We start from the raw sequence: 16,234 nt of genomic DNA on the forward strand, positions 1-16,234 counted from the left end.
ACTCGGGTCACTGATACGTGAGGCAGCAGTGCCCTCGCGTTGCGACGAGCGTCGCGCCGCCGCCGGAGGTCCGCCGTCGCACCGCCTCGATGCCGTGCCGCGCGGCGCCGCCGGCGTCCCCCTCGTTGCGCAGCGACTGGAGGCTGCCGATGATCACCGCAGGGGCCCCGATTCCCGCACCCGCGGCGTCGGGGGCCGCTGCCCGGTCGCGACCTCGGCGGTCGGGCACCTGGTACTCACTACTCACCGTGCACTTCCCGGGCCTCCCTTGCTGCCGCAGGGAGCAACGCCCGGCACGGCCGCGGTGTTCCCGCCCGCTGTGATGCCCCTGTGACCCGGAACTATGGCTTCCGTCACAGCACCCTGCCGTGCCGCCCTGATCGGCTGGGCGGATGCGCAGAGCCCTCCCTCTCGTCCTGCTCCTCGCCGCGGGCCTCGGCCTCACCCTGTGCGGCGACCGGGCCGGGACCTGGCCCCCGGGCGGCTCCACGGCAGGCGGCCGGGACACCCAGCCGCTGGACGCCTTCGAGCTGACGGACGCCGAGCAGGACACGGTCACCGCCGCCCGCTGGACGCTCGCCGCGCAGTGCATGCGCCGCCTCGGCTTCGACAGCCTCGCCGACGTGGACCCGCGCCACCCGCCCGGCCCGCCGCAGCGCCCCGCCGACGCCTTCCGGACGGTCCTCACCCTGGTGGCCGTCAGCGACGACGCCCACCGCTACGGCGTCCAGGACCCCGCCGACGCCGCCGCCCACGGCTACCGGGGCGCCCTCGCCGCGTACCGCGCCCACGCCCGCGAGAAGACCTGGACGATGCCCGAGTACGTGGCGCTCACGGGCAGTCCGGCGGACGGCGGGCCCGCCCGCGCGCACGGCCGGCCGGTCCCGGACGGGGGCTGCCTGGGCGAGGCCGAGCGGCGGATCCGTGGCACCGGCTCCCGCACCGGACCCGACCCGGTGTCGGCCCTGCGGGGCGAGAGCCGTCGCCGCGCCGAGCAGAACCCGGCCTGGCAGCGGGCCGACCGGACCTGGTCGGCCTGCATGCGCGGCGCCGGGTACCACTACGCCACCCCCGCCGACGCCCAGCGCGGCGACGACCGCCGGGAGGAGGACCTGCGGCTGCGGCTCTCCGGCGAGCGCGGCGACCCGGACCTGCCCACCGGGGCCGAGAAGCGCACGGCCGTCGCCGACGCCCGCTGCAAACAGCGCACCGGCTACCTCCGCACGGTGCGCGCCCTGGACGCACGCGCCCAGGAACGCCTGATCGCCGGCCACCGCGCCGAACTGGACCGGCACCATGCCAGCGAGCGGGCCGCCGTCCGCACCGCCGGGCGCGTCCTGGCCGGCGGAACACCCTGAACGTTCAATCCACAACTGTGTTAGGTTCCTCCTCTTCCCTATAGCTCCGGCACGGCCCCGGCCGGTCCGTCGGCGCGGTATCCGGTGGGGTGAGGATGGACAAGAAGGCGTTCGGCGGGCTGCTGCGCGAGGCGCGGCGGCGTTCCCTGCTGACCCTGGAGGGCCTCGCCGAGGCGTCCGGCGTGAGCGTGCGGGCCATCAGCGACATCGAACGCGGCCACAGCCTGCCCCGCCAGTCGACGCTGACCGAACTGATGGACGCCCTCGAACTGGACGAGGACGAGCGGCGCCGGCTGCTCCAGTCCGTCACCCGCCCCGCCGCCCACGCCACGGTGCCCCGGCAACTGCCGCCCGACCTCGCGGTGTTCCGCAGCCGCGAGTCCGCCGTCGCGGCCGCCCGCGGCATCACCGGCGCCGCCACACCCCACGGCAGGCACCTCGTCGTCTCCGCCATCGGCGGCATGGCCGGCGTCGGCAAGACGGCCCTCGCGGTGCACTGGGCGCACCAGGTCGCCGACCGCTTCCCGGACGGCCAGCTGTACGTGAACCTGCGCGGCTTCGAGGCCTCCGAACGCCCCCTCGACCCCGGCGAGGCCCTCGGCGGGTTCCTGCGCGCCCTCGGCGTGCCCAGCGGCGACATCCCCGCGAGCACCGAGCGGCGCAGCGACCTCTTCAAGGAGAAGACCGCCTCCCGGCAGCTGATCGCCGTCCTGGACAACGCGGCCGACGCCGAGCAGGTGAGGCCGCTGCTGCCCGCTTCCGCGGGCTGCCTGACCATCGTCACCTCGCGCAACCGGCTGGCCGGCCTGGTCGCCGCCGAGGGCGCCTTCGTCATCAGCCTCGACGTCTGGACGCCGCAGGAGGCGCTGGAGGCGCTCGCGGCCCGGATCGGCGAGGAGCGCTGCCGGGCGGAACCCGCCGCGGCGGCCGAGCTGGTCGAGCTGTGCGGGTTCCTGCCGCTCGCGGTCGCCGTGGTCGGCGCCCAGCTCAGCGCCGCGCCCCGGATGCGGCTCAGGCTGGCGGCGCGCGAGCTGAAGGAGTCCAGGCCCCGGCTGGACGCCTTCGCCGCCGACGACCAGCGCGCCGACGTCCGCGCGGTCTTCTCCTGGTCCTACCGGGCGCTCACCGACGAGACGGCCCGCTTCTTCCGTCACCTGTGCCTGCACCCCGGCCCCAGCGCCACCGCCGAGGCCGCCGCCTCGCTCGCGGGCAGGGAGATGCCGGCGGCCCGCCGCTGCCTGCGGGAGCTGACCTCGGCGAGCCTGCTCGCCCGCGACGCCGACGGCCGCTACGTCCTGCACGACCTCGTACGGGACTACGGCAGCGAACTCGCGGCCGCGGAGCAGGACGACCGCGTCGGCGCCCAGGCACGCCTGCTGGACTATCTGCGGCACAACGCGCACCTGGCCAACCGCCACTCCTCCTGGCTGGGGCCCGAGCCCGCCGAGGAGCCACTGGAGGGCATCGTCCACGTCGCGATCGACAGCCGCGAAGAGGCACTGGACTGGTTCCGCCAGGAGGAGCCGGCCGTGGGGCCCGCCCTCCAGTCCCTGGAGGACCCGCGGCTGCTGCGCCCGCGCGGCGCCTGCGCGCGCGAGTGGATCGCCTACAACGTGATCGTGGGCCGCTGGGCCGAGGAGATGCCCGCCGCACGGATCGGCCTGGAGGCCGGACTCGCGCTCGGCGACCCGGTCGCCACCGTGCGCAGCCGCTCCAACCTGACCCGTGCGCTCCTGGAGACCGGGCACACCGACGAGGTCGACGAACAGATCGAGGTGATCCTCGGGGAACTGCCCCGGGTGCCGCTGGAGCTGCGCGCCCGCATCGTGTGCGAGATCGGCTTCTTCCGCATCCGCCAGGGCCGCTTCACCGAGGCGCTGGAGCATCCGCGCCGGGCGCTGGAGCTGTACCGCGTGGCGCGCAACCGCGAAGGGGTGGCGTCCACCCTCAGCAACATCGGCTGGGTCCTCGCCCACACCGGCGCCTACGAGGAGGCCATCGCCACCTGCGAGGAGGCGCTGCCCCTGCTGCGTGCGGTGGGCGACCTCCAGTTCCAGGCCGGCGCCTGGGACGCCATCGGCTACGCCCAGCAGGGTCTGGGAGACCTCGACGCCGCGATCGCCGGGTACGAGAGGTCGCTGCGCCTGTGGGAGGAACTGCACGACGACTACAACCGCGCCGACGTCCTGGACCACCTCGCCTCCGCCCAGCTGGAGCAGGGCAGGCGCGAGCAGGCGCGGGCCAACTGGTCCCTGGCGGCGGACCTCCTCGACGCCCTGCGGGTGCGCCGCGCCGCCGAGATGCGGGCCAAGGCCGAGACACTGCCGCTGCGCGGGACCGGCGCGACCCTCGACGGCCGCCGGTGATCAGGAATCGAGAAGCGCGGGGCGGGACGGCCGCCTAGCCTGCCGTCATGGACATCACCATTCACACGACCGTTCTGCCGCACGACGACCCGGACGCGTCGCTCGTCTTCTACCGTGACGTCCTCGGCTTCGAGGTGCGCAGCGATGTCGGGCAGGGCCGGATGCGCTGGATCACGGTCGGCCCGGCCGGTCAGCCCGGCACGTCCCTCCTCCTGGCGCCGCCCGCCGCCGACCCCGGCATCACCGAGGACGAACGGCGCACCATCGCCGAGATGATGGCCAAGGGCACCTACGGCTGGATCCTGCTGGCCACCCCCGACCTCGACGGTACCTTCGAGAGGGTGCAGGCCGGTGACACCGAGGTCGTCCAGGAGCCGACCGAGCAGCCGTACGGCATCCGCGACTGCGCCTTCCGCGACCCCGCGGGCAATCTGATCCGCATCCAGGAACTGCGCTGAACCGCCCCAGGCGAGAGGGGAGTTGCCCATGTGCCGGCCCGACTGGCGCGGCGCCCGCGTCGAGGCGCAGCGCCTGACCGACCTCGCCCGGCTGCGCCGCATCCGCGACCGGATCGACCGCGAGTACGCCCAGCCGCTTAACGTGGAGGCGCTCGCCCGCGGCGAGAACATCTCGGCCGGACACCTCAGCCGGCAGTTCCGGGCGGCCTACGGCGAGTCGCCGTACGCGTACCTGATGACGCGCCGCATCGAGCGCGCGGCGGCCCTGCTGCGCCGCGGCGAACTCAGCGTCACCGAGGTGTGCTTCACCGTCGGCTGCGCCTCGCTCGGCACCTTCACCACCCGTTTCACCGAACTGGTCGGCATGCCGCCCGGCGCCTTCCGCCGCCTGGCGGCCCGCCCACCGGCCGACCCCGCGTCCACCGGACCGCGTCCCGCCCTCACCGTGGAGGGCATGCCGGCCTGCGTCGCCAAACAGGTCACGCGCCCGCTCCGCAACCGCGAGACCCCGACGACGGCCCCGGGCCCCGAGCATGGTCCCGACCACGGCTCCGGCCAGGGTCCCGGGTCGGCCACCGGCATGAGCTGACACACCGGCATGAGCTGACACCCCCCCCGTAGCAGGTCCACCCACAGCCGGAAGGCGGCGAACCGCGTGCGCTTCACCACCCGTCCCACCCTCCAGGGCACCTTCGGCATGGTGTCCTCCACGCACTGGCTGGCCTCGCAGTCGGCGATGGCCGTGCTGGAGGGCGGTGGGAACGCGTTCGACGCGGCCGTGGCCGGGGCGTTCGTGCTGCATGTGGTGGAGCCGCATCTCAACGGGCCGGCCGGGGAGGTGCCGATCCTGCTCGCCCCGGCGGGCGGTGCGGTGCGGGTGCTGTGCGGGCAGGGGGTCGCCCCGGCGGGGGCGAGCGCCGCGCACTACCGGGGGCTCGGACTCGATCTGGTGCCGGGCACGGGGCCGCTCGCCGCCGCCGTCCCGGGCGCCTTCGACGCGTGGCTGCTGCTCCTGCGCGACCACGGCACCAAGCCGCTCGACGACGTCCTGGCGTACGCCATCGGATACGCCGAGCACGGGCACCCGCCGGTGGAGCGCGTGGGGGAGACCGTCGAGACCGTGCGGGAGCTGTTCGAGGCCGAGTGGACGTCCTCGGCCGAGGTCTATCTGCCCGGCGGCCGGGCGCCCCGCCCCGGCGAACCGCTGCGCAACCCCGCCCTCGCCGCCACCTGGAAGCGGCTGCTGGCCGAGACGGCGGGAGCCGGGGACCGGGAGGCGCGGATCGACGCCGCGCGCGAGGTGTGGCGCTCCGGCTTCGTCGCCGAGGCGCTGGTCCGCCAGGCCCGCCGCCCCACGCTGGACACCAGCGGCGCCCATCACACCGGCACCCTCACGGCCGCCGACCTCGCGGGCTGGTCCGCCACGTACGAGGACCCGGTGACGTACGACTGGAACGGCTGGACCCTGTGCAAGGCCGGACCCTGGAGCCAGGGGCCCGCCTTCCTCCAGCAGCTCGCCCTGCTGCCGCCCGAACCGCCGGTGCACGGTTCGGCCGACTACGTCCATCTGCTCATCGAGAACTGCAAACTCGCGATGGCCGACCGGGAGGCCTGGTACGGGGACGCCGCCGACGTGCCGTTGGGCACGCTGCTCGGCGCCGCGTACAACGCCGGACGGCGCGCCCTGGTCGGGGAGCGGGCCTCCTACGAGCTGCGCCCCGGCAGCCCGGACGGGCGCGAGGCGCGGCTGAGCGCGCACGCCTGCCGGGCCGCCGCCGAGCCCGGCGAGTTCGACGCCCTGGGGGTGGGCGAGCCCACCGTCGCCAAGCCCTCCACCTCGCCCGTGCCCGGGGAACCCGAGGTCGGCGCGGACGGCGCGACCCGCGGCGACACCTGCCACCTCGACGTCGTCGACCGCTGGGGCAACATGGTCGCCGCCACGCCCAGCGGCGGCTGGCTCCAGTCGAACCCCGTCGTCCCCGAACTCGGCTTCCCGCTCGGCACCCGGCTCCAGATGACCTGGCTGGAGGAGGGCCTGCCGAACACGCTGACACCCGGCCGCCGGCCGCGCACCACCCTCACGCCCTCGCTCGCCCTGCGCGACGGCGAGCCCGTCCTGGCCTTCGGCACGCCCGGCGGCGACCAGCAGGACCAGTGGCAGCTGCACTTCTTCCTGTCCCTCGCGCTGCGCCCCGCCGTCCGCGGCGGCCTCGACCTGCAAGGCGCCGTCGACGCCCCGAACTGGCACAACGACTCCTTCCCCGGATCCTTCTACCCGCGCGGCATGCGCCCCGGCTCCGTCACCGTGGAGTCCCGTACGGACCCGGAGGTCGTCGCCGGGCTGCGCCGTCGCGGCCACGACGTCACGGTCGGCGGCGCCTGGTCGGAGGGGCGGCTGTGCGCGGTCGCCCGGGACCCGCGCACCGGCATCCTGTCGGCGGCGGCCAACCCGCGAGGGATGCAGGGCTACGCGGTCGGCCGCTGAGGAGGGTCACACGCAGTGGGAGCAATGGGGCGGAGTGGGGCAAGTGGGGCAGCGGGCTTCGGGTGGCCGGCGCCGGGAGTTCACGGTGATTCCACCTGTAATACACCGGTGCGGGGGGCGTTGTCAGTGGGCTGTGCTCTCATGGAGGCATGATCGAAGAGACGGAAACCATCGAAGAGTTTCTCGCGGAGCGCTCGTCCGACGTCGAGGAGGCGGTCCGCAAGGCCGCCGCGGCCGAGATCATGCCCCGCTTCCGACGGCTCGCCGAGCACGAGGTCGACCAGAAGTCCGGACCGCACGACCTGGTCACGGACGCCGACCGGCTCGCCGAGCGCTATCTCACCGACACACTCGCCGACCTGCTGCCCGGCTCCCTGGTCGTCGGCGAGGAAGCGGTGCACGCCGACCCGGCGGTCTACGACGCGATAGGCGCCGACGTCCCGGTCTGGATCGTGGACCCGGTCGACGGCACCCGGCAGTTCGTGCACGGCGACCCCGGCTTCTGCACGCTGGTCGCCCTCACCCTGCGCGGCGCGGTCCTGGCCTCCTGGACCTACGCCCCGGCCCAGGACCGGCTCGCCACCGCCGTCCGCGGGCGGGGCGCCCGCCTCGACGGCCGGCCGCTGCGCTCCGGCAGCCCCGAGCCCGGCCGCGCCCTCGAAGTGGCGCACTCGCACCCGGACTACACCACCGACGAGCAGAAGCGCGCCCTGCGCGGCCTGCACACCGACGGCCTGGCGCCGCGCCCCTGCGGCTCGGCCGGGCTGGAGTATCTCGCCGTCGCGAGCGGCGCGTTGGACGCCACCGCGTTCACCTGGGAGGCGGCCTGGGACCACGCGGCCGGTCTGCTGCTGGTCGAAGAGGCGGGCGGCACCCAGCTGACCCGCACCGGCGAGCCGTTCCGCCTCACCGGGGGCAATGCCCTGCCGTTCACCGCCGCGCGGGACGCCGCCACCGCCCGCCGGGTGATCGAGGCGCTGGCCGCCGGGTGAGCCAGGCGCGGGCCGGTGGCTGAGCAGGATGCGGACCGGTGGGTGAGGCGGGCGCGCACCGCCGCGTGACGGGAGGGATCGGCCGGTTCCGCCCGAGCGCCGCCTCGCCCGGGTCCGCCGCCCCGGCCGGGGCGACGCCCTGAGGTCGGGTGTGTCGGTGCGGCGGCATATCCTGGCCCCGACGACAGGTCCGCGTGGCCATCGGCTGACGAAGGGGTCCGAAGGTGCCGTCGATGCTCGATGTCGTGGTGGTGGGCGCGGGGCCGAACGGCCTGACCGCCGCCGTGGAGCTGGCCCGCCGCGGCTTCTCCACAGCTGTGTTCGAGGCCCGCGGCACGGTCGGCGGCGGCGCCCGCACCGAGGAGCTGACCCTTCCCGGCTTCCGGCACGACCCGTGCTCGGCCGCCCACCCGCTCGCCGTCAACTCACCGGCGTTCCGCGCCCTTCCCCTGGAGCGGTACGGGCTGGAGTGGCTCCACCCCGAGCTGCCCATGGCCCACCCCTTCCCGGACGGCACCGCTGCCGTCCTGGCCCGCTCCGTCGCCGAGACCGCGGCCTCCTTCGGCGCGCGCGACGCGGGCGCGTACCGCAGGCTCGTCCAGCCGTTCCTGCCGCACTGGGACACCCTGGCCCGGGACTTCATGTCCCTGCCGCTGACCGCGCTGCCCCGCGACCCGGTCACCCTCGCCCGCTTCGGACTCGCCGGACTGCCCCCCTCAACCTGGCTGAGCCGCCGCTTCCGCGACGAGCGGGCCAGGACCCTCTTCGCCGGACTCGTCGCCCATGTCATGGCCCCCCTCGGCGGGTTCGCCACCGGCGCCGTCGGCCTGGTCTTCTGCCTGGCCGCGCACGCCCGCGGCTGGCCGCTGGCCCGCGGCGGCTCCCAGTCGATCTCCGACGCCCTCGCCGCGTACCTCAAGGACCTCGGCGGCGCCGTGCACACCGACTACGAGGTCAAGCGCCTGGACGACCTGCCGCCCGCCCGCGCGTACGTCTTCGACACCTCGCCCACCGCGCTGGCCCGGATCGCCGGACTCGGCCGCTACTACGACTCCTACCGGTACGGACCCGGCGTCTTCAAGATCGACTACGCGCTGGACGGGCCCGTCCCGTGGACCGCCGAGGAGGCCCGCACCGCCGGGACCGTGCAGATCGGGGCGGACACCAAGGAGATCGGCAACGCCCTGCGCGCCGCCTCGCGCGAGGGCCGCGCACCCGAGAGACCCTTCCTCATCACCGTCCAGCCCACGGTCGTGGACCCCACCCGCGCCCCCGAGGGCAAACACGTCTTCTGGGCGTACGGACATGTGCCGGCCGGCTGGGACGGCGACCTCACCGACGCCATCGAACGCCAACTGGAGCGCTTCGCCCCCGGTTTCCGCGACCGCGTCCTCGCCCGCGCCACCGCGGGCCCGGCCCAGCTCGCCATCCGCAACGCCAACTACGTCGGCGGCGACATCGCCACCGGCGCGGTCTCCGGGCTCCAGATCCTGCTGCGGCCCAAGCTCACCCTGTTCCCGTACCACACCCCGCACCCGGCCGTCTTCATCTGCTCCTCGGCCACCCCGCCGGGTCCGGGTGTGCACGGCATGTCCGGGCACAACGCGGCCAAGGCCGTGTGGAGGAGGCTGCGCCAGACATGACCCCCGGCCCCACGCCCGTGCCCCCGTCCGCTCCCGCCCTCGTCCTCGTCCTCGGCGACATCACCCGGCAGAGCGCCGACGCCCTCGTCAACGCCGCCAACTCCTCCCTGCTCGGCGGCGGCGGGGTCGACGGCGCCATCCACCGCCGCGGCGGACCCGCCGTCCTGGAGGAGTGCCGCGCCCTGCGAGCCTCCCGGTACGGCCGGGGGCTGCCCACGGGACAGGCCGTCGCCACCACGGCGGGCGCGCTGGACGCCCGCTGGGTGATCCACACCGTCGGCCCGGTGTACCAGGGGCCGGGCACCGATCCGGCGCTCCTCGCCTCCTGCTACCGCGAGTCCCTGCGCGTCGCCGACGAACTGGGCGCCCGTACGGTCGCCTTCCCCGCGATCTCCACCGGCGTCTACCGCTGGCCGCTCGACGACGCCGCCCGCGTCGCCGTCGAGGCGGTGCGCGGAGCGCGGACCGCGGTGGCGGAGGTCAGGTTCGTCCTCTTCGACGAACCGGCGTACCAGGCGTTCGCGGCCCAGCTCGACTGAGCGGCCCGGCCGGGCACACGGACCCGGGCCCCGACGCCTCGGACTCCCCGACCCCTCGGACTCCCTGACCTTCCGGCCCCTCCTCACCCGTCCACACCCGTCCACATCCGTCCGGACCCACCCGGGCGCGCGGCAGGGGCAGCCGCCGGGCCGCCCGCCCGCCGCACCGAGCCGAAGGACAGCGGCCAGGCGCCCGCCCGAGTCCGGACGGCGGCTCCGGTGGCCGAAGGGCGCTCCGCGCTGTGCTACTTGGGCGCGGAGAGCCAGGCGCTCAGCCAGTGGAAGGCGAGCGGGTACGACGCCGCGAACGTGTGGTAGTTGTGCCCGCCGCTGTCCAGCAACTGCGTGCGCACCTGTACCGAGGAGGCCGCCGACGCCGCGAGGAACTTCTCGATGGAGGCGGGCGGGCTGACCCGGTCCTGGCGGGAGGTGGCGAGGAACAGGCTGACCCGGGCCGTGGACCCGACGACGAGGTCGGTCGGGGTGTTGGCGCGGCGCAGGGCGGCGTCCGGGATGACCGAGGTGTCGCCGGTCAGCGGATCGGGGTCGATCGCGGCGCCCGCCCCGAAGATCTTCGGATACTGGAGCGGCAGCTTCGCGGCGCAGTAGCCGCCGGTCGAGTACCCCATGACACCCCAGCCGGAGCGCCCCTTGATCGTGCGGAACTTGTGCCGGACCAGCTCGGGGACGTCGTACGCCAGCCAGGACGCGACCTTGCGGTCGGGCAGGTCGCTGCAGTCGGTGTCCACGCTGCCCGGGTCGATCACGGGCATCACCAGGATGAACGGGTGGGTCTTGCGCTGTTTCATCAGCTTCTCGAAGTCCCCGGGCATCCCGCCGTGCTCCAGCCAGGACTGCGGCGAGCCCGGGACGCCGTGCATCATGATCAGCACCGGGAACCGCTTCTTGCTGTACGCGGGCTCCTTGTACTGCGGTGGCGTCCACACCAGCACCTGGCCCGACAGCGTGGAACGGCTGCCGCGGAAGTACGTGTCGAGCACGCCGTCACGTGTCCCGTGGTTGAACTTGGCACGGTTCGCCGGCGGGCCGGGCATCGCGTCGGCGTTCGCGGTGCTGGTCGTGCCCAGCAGGTCCGCCCACGAGGCGTACAGGCCGTAGCTGTTGTTTATCCAGGTCGCCACCACCGAGATCGCGGTGAGCTGGCACACGGCGATCATCGCGCCGTGCACCAGCCAGCGCACCGGTCTCGGCCCGCGTACTTTGGCCCATATCGCGACCGTGCCGATCATCGCGAGGACCGTCGCGACGGCGAGAACGAAGAAGAACGTCGCACCAGTCAGCGCCACGCGGCCACCTTCCCGTAGCGGCGTGCCGCGTCGCGGCCGCCGTCCTGAAAACCAAGGAGCCGGTGTGTCGGCGGGCAGGCCCTGCGAACACCCGGCATCAACCAGGATGTAAAAAGGGACAGGCGGGTTGCTGATGCGCACACCGAAATAAGGTGAAAGATTCACCAAGGCGATCCGGAGCCGTCCTGGGCACGCAAGGTCCATGTCGGATTCTCGCCAGCCTCCCGAGGTGCCGATGCTGTTTCCTGGAGCCATGCAGAAGGGGATGCACACCGACCGGACGCGCTGTGTACGCGCCGTCCAGTCCAAGGACGCACGCTTCGACGGCTGGTTCTTCACCGCCGTCCTGACCACCCGCATCTACTGCCGGCCCAGCTGTCCCGCCGTGCCGCCCAAGCCGGAGAACATGACCTTCCTGCCGAGCGCGGCCTCCTGCCAGCAGGCCGGGTTCCGCGCCTGCAAACGCTGCCGCCCCGACACGAGCCCCGGCTCACCGGAGTGGAACCGGCGCGCGGACCTGGTGGCGCGCGCCATGCGGCTCATCGCCGACGGCGTCGTGGACCGCGACGGCGTACCGGGCCTCGCCACCCGCCTCGGCTACAGCACCCGCCAGATCGAACGCCAGCTCCTGGCCGAACTCGGCGCGGGACCGCTCGCGCTCGCCCGCGCCCAGCGCGCCCAGACGGCCCGGCTGCTGATCGAGACCACCGCGCTGCCGATGGCGGACATCGCCTTCGCCGCCGGTTTCTCCTCGATCCGCTCCTTCAACGACACCGTGCGGGAGGTCTTCGCGCTCACCCCGAGCGACCTGCGCGCGCGGGCACCGAAGGCACCCGCCGACCGGGCGGCGCAGCCCGCCGCTCCGGGGGCGCTCACCCTGCGCCTCCCCTTCCGCGCCCCGCTCAACCCGGACAACCTCTTCGGCCATCTCGCGGCCACCGCCGTCCCCGGTGTCGAGGAGTGGCGCGACGGCGCCTTCCGCCGGACGCTGCGCCTGCCCTACGGCCACGGCATCGCCGCGCTCACCCCGCGCCCGGACCACATCGCCTGCCGGCTCACCCTCAGCGATCTGCGGGACCTGCCCGTCGCCATCAGCCGCTGCCGCCGGATGCTGGACCTCGACGCCGACCCGGTCGCCGTCGACGACCAACTGCGCGCCGACCCCGTGCTCGCGCCCCTGGTCGACAAGGCTCCCGGCCGCCGCGTGCCGCGCACGGTCGACGAGGCCGAGTTCGCCGTCCGGGCCGTGCTCGGCCAGCAGGTCTCCACGGCCGCCGCCCGCACCCACGCGGCCCGCCTGGTCACCGCGCACGGCGAGCCCGTCGACGACCCCGAGGGCGGCCTCACCCATCTCTTCCCCGCCCCCGGGGCACTGGCCGCCCTCGACCCGGAGTCACTGGCCATGCCCCGCACCCGGCGCACCACCTTCACCACCCTGGTCGGCCGGCTCGCGGACGGCACCCTGCGCCTGGGCGTGGAGAGCGACTGGCCCGAGACCCGCGCCCAGCTCCTGGCCCTGCCCGGCTTCGGCCCCTGGACGGCCGACGTCATCGCCATGCGCGCCCTCGGCGACCCGGACGCCTTCCTCCCCACCGACCTCGGCATCCGCCGCGCCGCCCGGGAGCTGGGCCTGCCCTCCACCCCGGCCGCCCTCACCGCGCGCGCCGCCGCCTGGCGCCCCTGGCGGGCCTACGCCGTGCAGTACCTGTGGGCCACCGACAACCACCCGATCAACTTCCTGCCCGTCTGACCCGCCCGTCCCGCCTGTCCGAACCCGCAGGTCCGAACCGCCGGTCCGAACCTGCCCGTCCGACCCGCCTGTCCCACTTGCCCGTCCGATCCGCCCGTGCGAGGACGCACCGCCATGAAGCAGCACACCGTCATCGACAGCCCCTACGGCCCGCTCACCCTCGTCGCCGACGACGGGGTCCTGTGCGGTCTGTACATGACCGACCAGCGCCACCGTCCGCCCCAGGAGTCCTTCGGCGAACCCGGTGACGGCACCGGCCCCTTCGGTGCCGCGGCGGAACAGCTCGACGCCTACTTCTCCGGCCACCTGCGGGAGTTCACCCTCCCCCTGCGGCTGGCCGGCACGCCCTTCCAGCGCCGGGTCTGGGAGCAGCTGTGCCGGATCCCGTACGGCGAGACCCGCACCTACGGCGAACTCGCCCATGTCCTCGGCGCCCCCGGGGCCTCCCGCGCGGTCGGCCTCGCCAACGGCAAGAACCCCGTCGGCATCATCGTCCCCTGCCATCGCGTCATCGGTGCCAACGGCAGCCTCACCGGCTACGGCGGCGGCCTGGCCCGCAAGCGCCGCCTGCTCGACTTCGAACAGGGCGCCGGTCTCTTCTGAGGGCCCGCCGCCCCGGCCGGCCCCCGCCCCGCCCTCAGGCGCCTTGAGCGCCGCCGTCGCGCAGAGCGGCCAGCAGCGCGGGCAGGGCCGTCCCGATGGGCTCGCGGATCACCTCGTCGGCGATGCCGTCGTACGGCGTCGGCTCGGCGTTGACGATGACGAGCCGGGCGCCGTGCTCGGCGGCGAGCGCGGCCAGCCCGGCGGCCGGCTGCACCTGGAGGCTGGTGCCGACGGCGATGAACACCTGGCACGCCTTGGTGATCGCGACGGCCTCGCCCAGCACGAGGGGATCGAGCCGTTCGCCGAACATCACCGTGGCCGACTTCAGGATCCCCCCGCACTCCCGGCACGGCGGGTCGTCCTCGCCGGCCTCGACCCGGGCGAGGGCGTCCGCCATGGAGCCGCGCGCATGACACCGTGTGCAGACGACGGAGCGCACGCTGCCGTGCAGTTCCAGCACCTTGCGCGCGGGCATCCCGGCGAGCTGGTGCAGCCCGTCCACGTTCTGCGTGATCACCCGGACCGGTACCCCGGCCCGCTCCAGCTCGGCCACGGCCCGGTGCGCCGCGTTCGGCTCGGCCGTCAGCGCGCGGTTCTTGCGCCGCAGCCGCCAGGACCGCCGCCGGATCTCGGGATCGCCCATGTAGTACGCGTACGTCACGAGCTTCTCGGCCTCGGGATCCTTGCGCCAGACGCCGTTCGGGCCGCGGTAGTCCGGGATGCCGGAGTCGGTGGAGATCCCGGCCCCGCTGAGCAGGGCGACGAGCGGCTTGGTCATGCGACCGAGGGTAGGGCGGGCCGGGCGGCCGGGCGAACGGATATCCGGGGGCGGTCCGGCGGCCGGGGCCGGGTCAGCCGACGCGGTGGCCGTTCTCCAGTTCCGCCGTGTCGCCGCCGCGGGTGAGCACGTCGAGGGCGGTCAGGACACGGCGGCCCAGGGAGCCCGGCAGATGGGCGGCGAGGTCGTCGCGTGCCACCAGGCGCCAGGAGAGCAGTTCCTCCTCCTGGAGCCGGATCGCCTTCAGGTCCTCCGCGGCCAGGACCCCGCCGTCGTAGACGTAGGCGACCAGCGGCGGGCGGGCGGTGCCGGGCACCCAGTCGACCGCGAGGAGCCGGCCCGGTTCGCGGTCCAGGCCGATCTCCTCCAGCGTCTCGCGGCGGGCTCCCTGGCGGGGGCTCTCGCCGGTGTCCGACTCGATGGTGCCGCCCGGCAGCGTCCACCCGTCGCGGTAGTTGGGCTCGACGAGCAGCACCCGGCCCCGCTCGTCGCGGAAGAGGGTGGCGGCACCGGCCAGGACGCGGGGGAGACCGGCGATGTAGGTGGCGTAGTCGGGGAGGTCAGGAGTCGTCATCCGACGAAGGGTAGCGGGGGTGGCACCGCCGGGGCCGCCGAGGTCACGGACGGATCCGCTCCCGGACCGCCGCCCGTTCTCAGTCGGCGGGCGGGGCATGACGGCGGGGGGCGTCGCCGGTTATGGTCGCAGCGGCGCGACTGGCCCCCTGACGTGCGGGGCCCGGAGAGCAAGGGGAATGCAAGGTGGCGGACGCTCCAGTGCACGGCACCCGCAGGGTGCTGGTTGCCGCGGACAAGTTCAAGGGCTCGCTGACGGCCGTACAGGTCGCCGAGCGGGTGACGGCCGGGTTGCGCAGGGTCGTGCCGGACCTGGAGGTCGAGGCGCTGCCCGTGGCCGACGGCGGGGACGGCACCGTGGACGCGGCGGTCGCGGCCGGTTTCGAGCGCCGTGAGGTACGGGTCACCGGTCCCCTCGGCGACGAGGTGACGGCGGCGTTCGCGCTGCGCGGCGACACCGCCGTCGTGGAGATGGCCGAGGCCAGCGGGTTGCAGCGGCTCCCGGAGGGAGTGTTCGCGCCGCTGACCGCGTCCACGTACGGCTCGGGCGAACTGCTGCGGGCCGCGCTCGACGCGGGGGCGCGCACCCTCGTCTTCGGTGTCGGCGGCAGCGCGACCACGGACGGCGGCGCGGGCATGCTGTCCGCGCTGGGCGCCCGGTTCCGGCGCGCCGACGGTTCGCCGCTCGCGCCCGGCGGCGGCGGTCTCGCCGATCTCGCGCACGCGGATCTGTCGGACCTGGACCCGCGGCTCGCCGAGACCGAGTTCGTGCTCGCCAGCGACGTCGACAATCCGCTGACCGGCCCGAAGGGCGCCCCGGCGGTCTACGGGCCGCAGAAGGGCGCCTCGCCCGAGGACGTGGCGGCCCTGGACGCGGCCCTCGCGCACTACGCGAAGGTGCTGGAGGAGGCGATCGGGCCCCGGGCCGCCGCGTACGCGGCCTCGCCCGGCGCCGGGGCGGCCGGCGGCATCGGCTACGGCGCGCTGATCGTCGGGGCCCGGTTCCGCGCCGGGATCGAGGTCATGCTCGATGTGCTCGGCTTCGCGCCCGCGCTGGAGCGGGCGTCCCTGGTGATCACCGGCGAGGGTTCGCTGGACGAGCAGACCCTGCACGGCAAGGCGCCGGCCGGGGTCGCCGCGGCCGCGCGCGCGGCCGGCAAGGAGGTCGTCGCGGTGTGCGGGCGGCTGGCGCTGGCACCGGAGGCGCTGGGCCGGGCGGGGATCCGCCGGGCGTACGCGCTGACGGACGTCGAGCCGGACGTGGCCCGGTGCATCGCGGAGGCCGGACCCATCCTGGAGCAGGTCGCCGAGCGCATCGGCGCGGACTTCCTGAACTGACCTGACCGGCCGCGGACAGAGGGAAGGGCCCCGGAACCGTGCGG

At 74.8% G+C, this 16,234-nt stretch carries 14 protein-coding genes and 1 pseudogene; 11 read left to right on the plus strand and 4 right to left on the minus strand.

Annotated features, from left to right (window positions below; all coding sequences use genetic code 11):
* Positions 1-43 precede the first annotated feature (43 nt).
* Positions 44-222, minus strand: a pseudogene (locus B086_RS44410) (lipoate--protein ligase family protein); the annotation flags it as partial.
* 170 nt (positions 223-392) lie between these two features.
* Here B086_RS44410 and B086_RS0138090 point away from each other — a divergent pair.
* From B086_RS0138090 to B086_RS0138125, 8 genes are all read left to right on the plus strand, one after another.
* Entirely contained in the window at positions 393-1,358 is a 966-nt protein-coding gene (locus B086_RS0138090; RefSeq protein WP_018571698.1) for a DUF2477 domain-containing protein, read from the plus strand.
* Between the two features lie 95 nt (positions 1,359-1,453).
* Positions 1,454-3,724: an ATP-binding protein gene (locus tag B086_RS41745; RefSeq protein ID WP_051115995.1), complete on the plus strand. Its 2,271-nt coding sequence runs from the start codon at positions 1,454-1,456 to the stop codon at positions 3,722-3,724.
* A gap of 47 nt (positions 3,725-3,771) precedes the next feature.
* Positions 3,772-4,182 (plus strand): VOC family protein, encoded by a 411-nt coding sequence (locus tag B086_RS0138100; protein WP_018571699.1) that lies wholly within the window; start codon positions 3,772-3,774, stop codon positions 4,180-4,182.
* Between the two features lie 28 nt (positions 4,183-4,210).
* Entirely contained in the window at positions 4,211-4,771 is a 561-nt protein-coding gene (locus B086_RS0138105) for a helix-turn-helix transcriptional regulator (protein ID WP_018571700.1), read from the plus strand.
* A gap of 66 nt (positions 4,772-4,837) precedes the next feature.
* Entirely contained in the window at positions 4,838-6,667 is a 1,830-nt protein-coding gene (locus tag B086_RS0138110) for a gamma-glutamyltransferase (protein ID WP_018571701.1), read from the plus strand.
* 149 nt (positions 6,668-6,816) lie between these two features.
* A complete protein-coding gene (locus B086_RS0138115; RefSeq protein WP_018571702.1) occupies positions 6,817-7,659 on the plus strand; it encodes an inositol monophosphatase family protein in 843 nt (280 codons plus the stop codon).
* A gap of 233 nt (positions 7,660-7,892) precedes the next feature.
* Positions 7,893-9,302: a phytoene desaturase family protein gene (locus B086_RS0138120; protein WP_018571703.1), complete on the plus strand. Its 1,410-nt coding sequence runs from the start codon at positions 7,893-7,895 to the stop codon at positions 9,300-9,302.
* Positions 9,299-9,841 carry an O-acetyl-ADP-ribose deacetylase gene (locus B086_RS0138125; protein ID WP_018571704.1) on the plus strand — a complete coding sequence of 181 codons (543 nt, stop codon included), beginning with the start codon at positions 9,299-9,301 and terminating at the stop codon, positions 9,839-9,841. The genes B086_RS0138120 and B086_RS0138125 overlap by 4 nt, the downstream gene beginning before the upstream one ends.
* A 245-nt stretch (positions 9,842-10,086) precedes the next feature.
* Here the strand turns inward: B086_RS0138125 and B086_RS0138130 are convergent, their stop codons facing one another.
* Positions 10,087-11,148, minus strand: coding sequence for an alpha/beta hydrolase (locus B086_RS0138130; protein WP_018571705.1), 1,062 nt, complete (start codon positions 11,146-11,148; stop codon positions 10,087-10,089).
* A 253-nt stretch (positions 11,149-11,401) separates the two neighbouring features.
* Here B086_RS0138130 and B086_RS0138135 point away from each other — a divergent pair, with 253 nt between their 5' ends.
* Both B086_RS0138135 and B086_RS0138140 read left to right on the plus strand, forming a co-directional pair.
* Positions 11,402-12,898, plus strand: coding sequence for an AlkA N-terminal domain-containing protein (locus tag B086_RS0138135; RefSeq protein ID WP_018571706.1), 1,497 nt, complete (start codon positions 11,402-11,404; stop codon positions 12,896-12,898).
* A 114-nt stretch (positions 12,899-13,012) separates the two neighbouring features.
* Positions 13,013-13,501: a methylated-DNA--[protein]-cysteine S-methyltransferase gene (locus tag B086_RS0138140; protein WP_018571707.1), complete on the plus strand. Its 489-nt coding sequence runs from the start codon at positions 13,013-13,015 to the stop codon at positions 13,499-13,501.
* A 34-nt stretch (positions 13,502-13,535) separates the two neighbouring features.
* Here the strand turns inward: B086_RS0138140 and B086_RS0138145 are convergent, their stop codons facing one another.
* Together B086_RS0138145 and B086_RS0138150 are read right to left on the minus strand one after the other, a co-directional pair.
* A complete protein-coding gene (locus tag B086_RS0138145; RefSeq protein WP_018571708.1) occupies positions 13,536-14,279 on the minus strand; it encodes an SIR2 family NAD-dependent protein deacylase in 744 nt (247 codons plus the stop codon).
* 73 nt (positions 14,280-14,352) lie between these two features.
* A complete protein-coding gene (locus B086_RS0138150; RefSeq protein ID WP_018571709.1) occupies positions 14,353-14,853 on the minus strand; it encodes an NUDIX domain-containing protein in 501 nt (166 codons plus the stop codon).
* 218 nt (positions 14,854-15,071) lie between these two features.
* Between B086_RS0138150 and B086_RS0138155 the strand changes: the two genes are divergently transcribed.
* The gene (locus B086_RS0138155) at positions 15,072-16,190 is read left to right on the plus strand and encodes a glycerate kinase (protein WP_026253205.1); all 1,119 of its coding nucleotides are present in this window, start codon (positions 15,072-15,074) and stop codon (positions 16,188-16,190) included.
* Positions 16,191-16,234 lie beyond the last annotated feature (44 nt).

This window comes from Streptomyces sp. PsTaAH-124 (assembly GCF_000373685.1).
Taxonomy (GTDB): Bacteria; Actinomycetota; Actinomycetes; order Streptomycetales; family Streptomycetaceae; genus Streptomyces; species Streptomyces andamanensis.

Excerpts from the sequence above, each read along its gene's own strand:
- B086_RS0138090 (WP_018571698.1), top strand. The coding sequence starts at position 393 with ATGCGCAGAGCCCTCCCTCTCGTCCTGCTCCTCGCCGCGGGCCTCGGC.
- B086_RS41745 (WP_051115995.1), top strand. The coding sequence starts at position 1,454 with ATGGACAAGAAGGCGTTCGGCGGGCTGCTGCGCGAGGCGCGGCGGCGT.
- B086_RS0138100 (WP_018571699.1), top strand. The coding sequence starts at position 3,772 with ATGGACATCACCATTCACACGACCGTTCTGCCGCACGACGACCCGGAC.
- B086_RS0138105 (WP_018571700.1), top strand. The coding sequence starts at position 4,211 with ATGTGCCGGCCCGACTGGCGCGGCGCCCGCGTCGAGGCGCAGCGCCTG.
- B086_RS0138115 (WP_018571702.1), top strand. The coding sequence starts at position 6,817 with ATGATCGAAGAGACGGAAACCATCGAAGAGTTTCTCGCGGAGCGCTCG.
- B086_RS0138120 (WP_018571703.1), top strand. The coding sequence starts at position 7,893 with ATGCTCGATGTCGTGGTGGTGGGCGCGGGGCCGAACGGCCTGACCGCC.
- B086_RS0138125 (WP_018571704.1), top strand. The coding sequence starts at position 9,299 with ATGACCCCCGGCCCCACGCCCGTGCCCCCGTCCGCTCCCGCCCTCGTC.
- B086_RS0138135 (WP_018571706.1), top strand. The coding sequence starts at position 11,402 with ATGCAGAAGGGGATGCACACCGACCGGACGCGCTGTGTACGCGCCGTC.
- B086_RS0138140 (WP_018571707.1), top strand. The coding sequence starts at position 13,013 with ATGAAGCAGCACACCGTCATCGACAGCCCCTACGGCCCGCTCACCCTC.
- B086_RS0138145 (WP_018571708.1), bottom strand. The coding sequence starts at position 14,279 with ATGACCAAGCCGCTCGTCGCCCTGCTCAGCGGGGCCGGGATCTCCACC.
- B086_RS0138150 (WP_018571709.1), bottom strand. The coding sequence starts at position 14,853 with ATGACGACTCCTGACCTCCCCGACTACGCCACCTACATCGCCGGTCTC.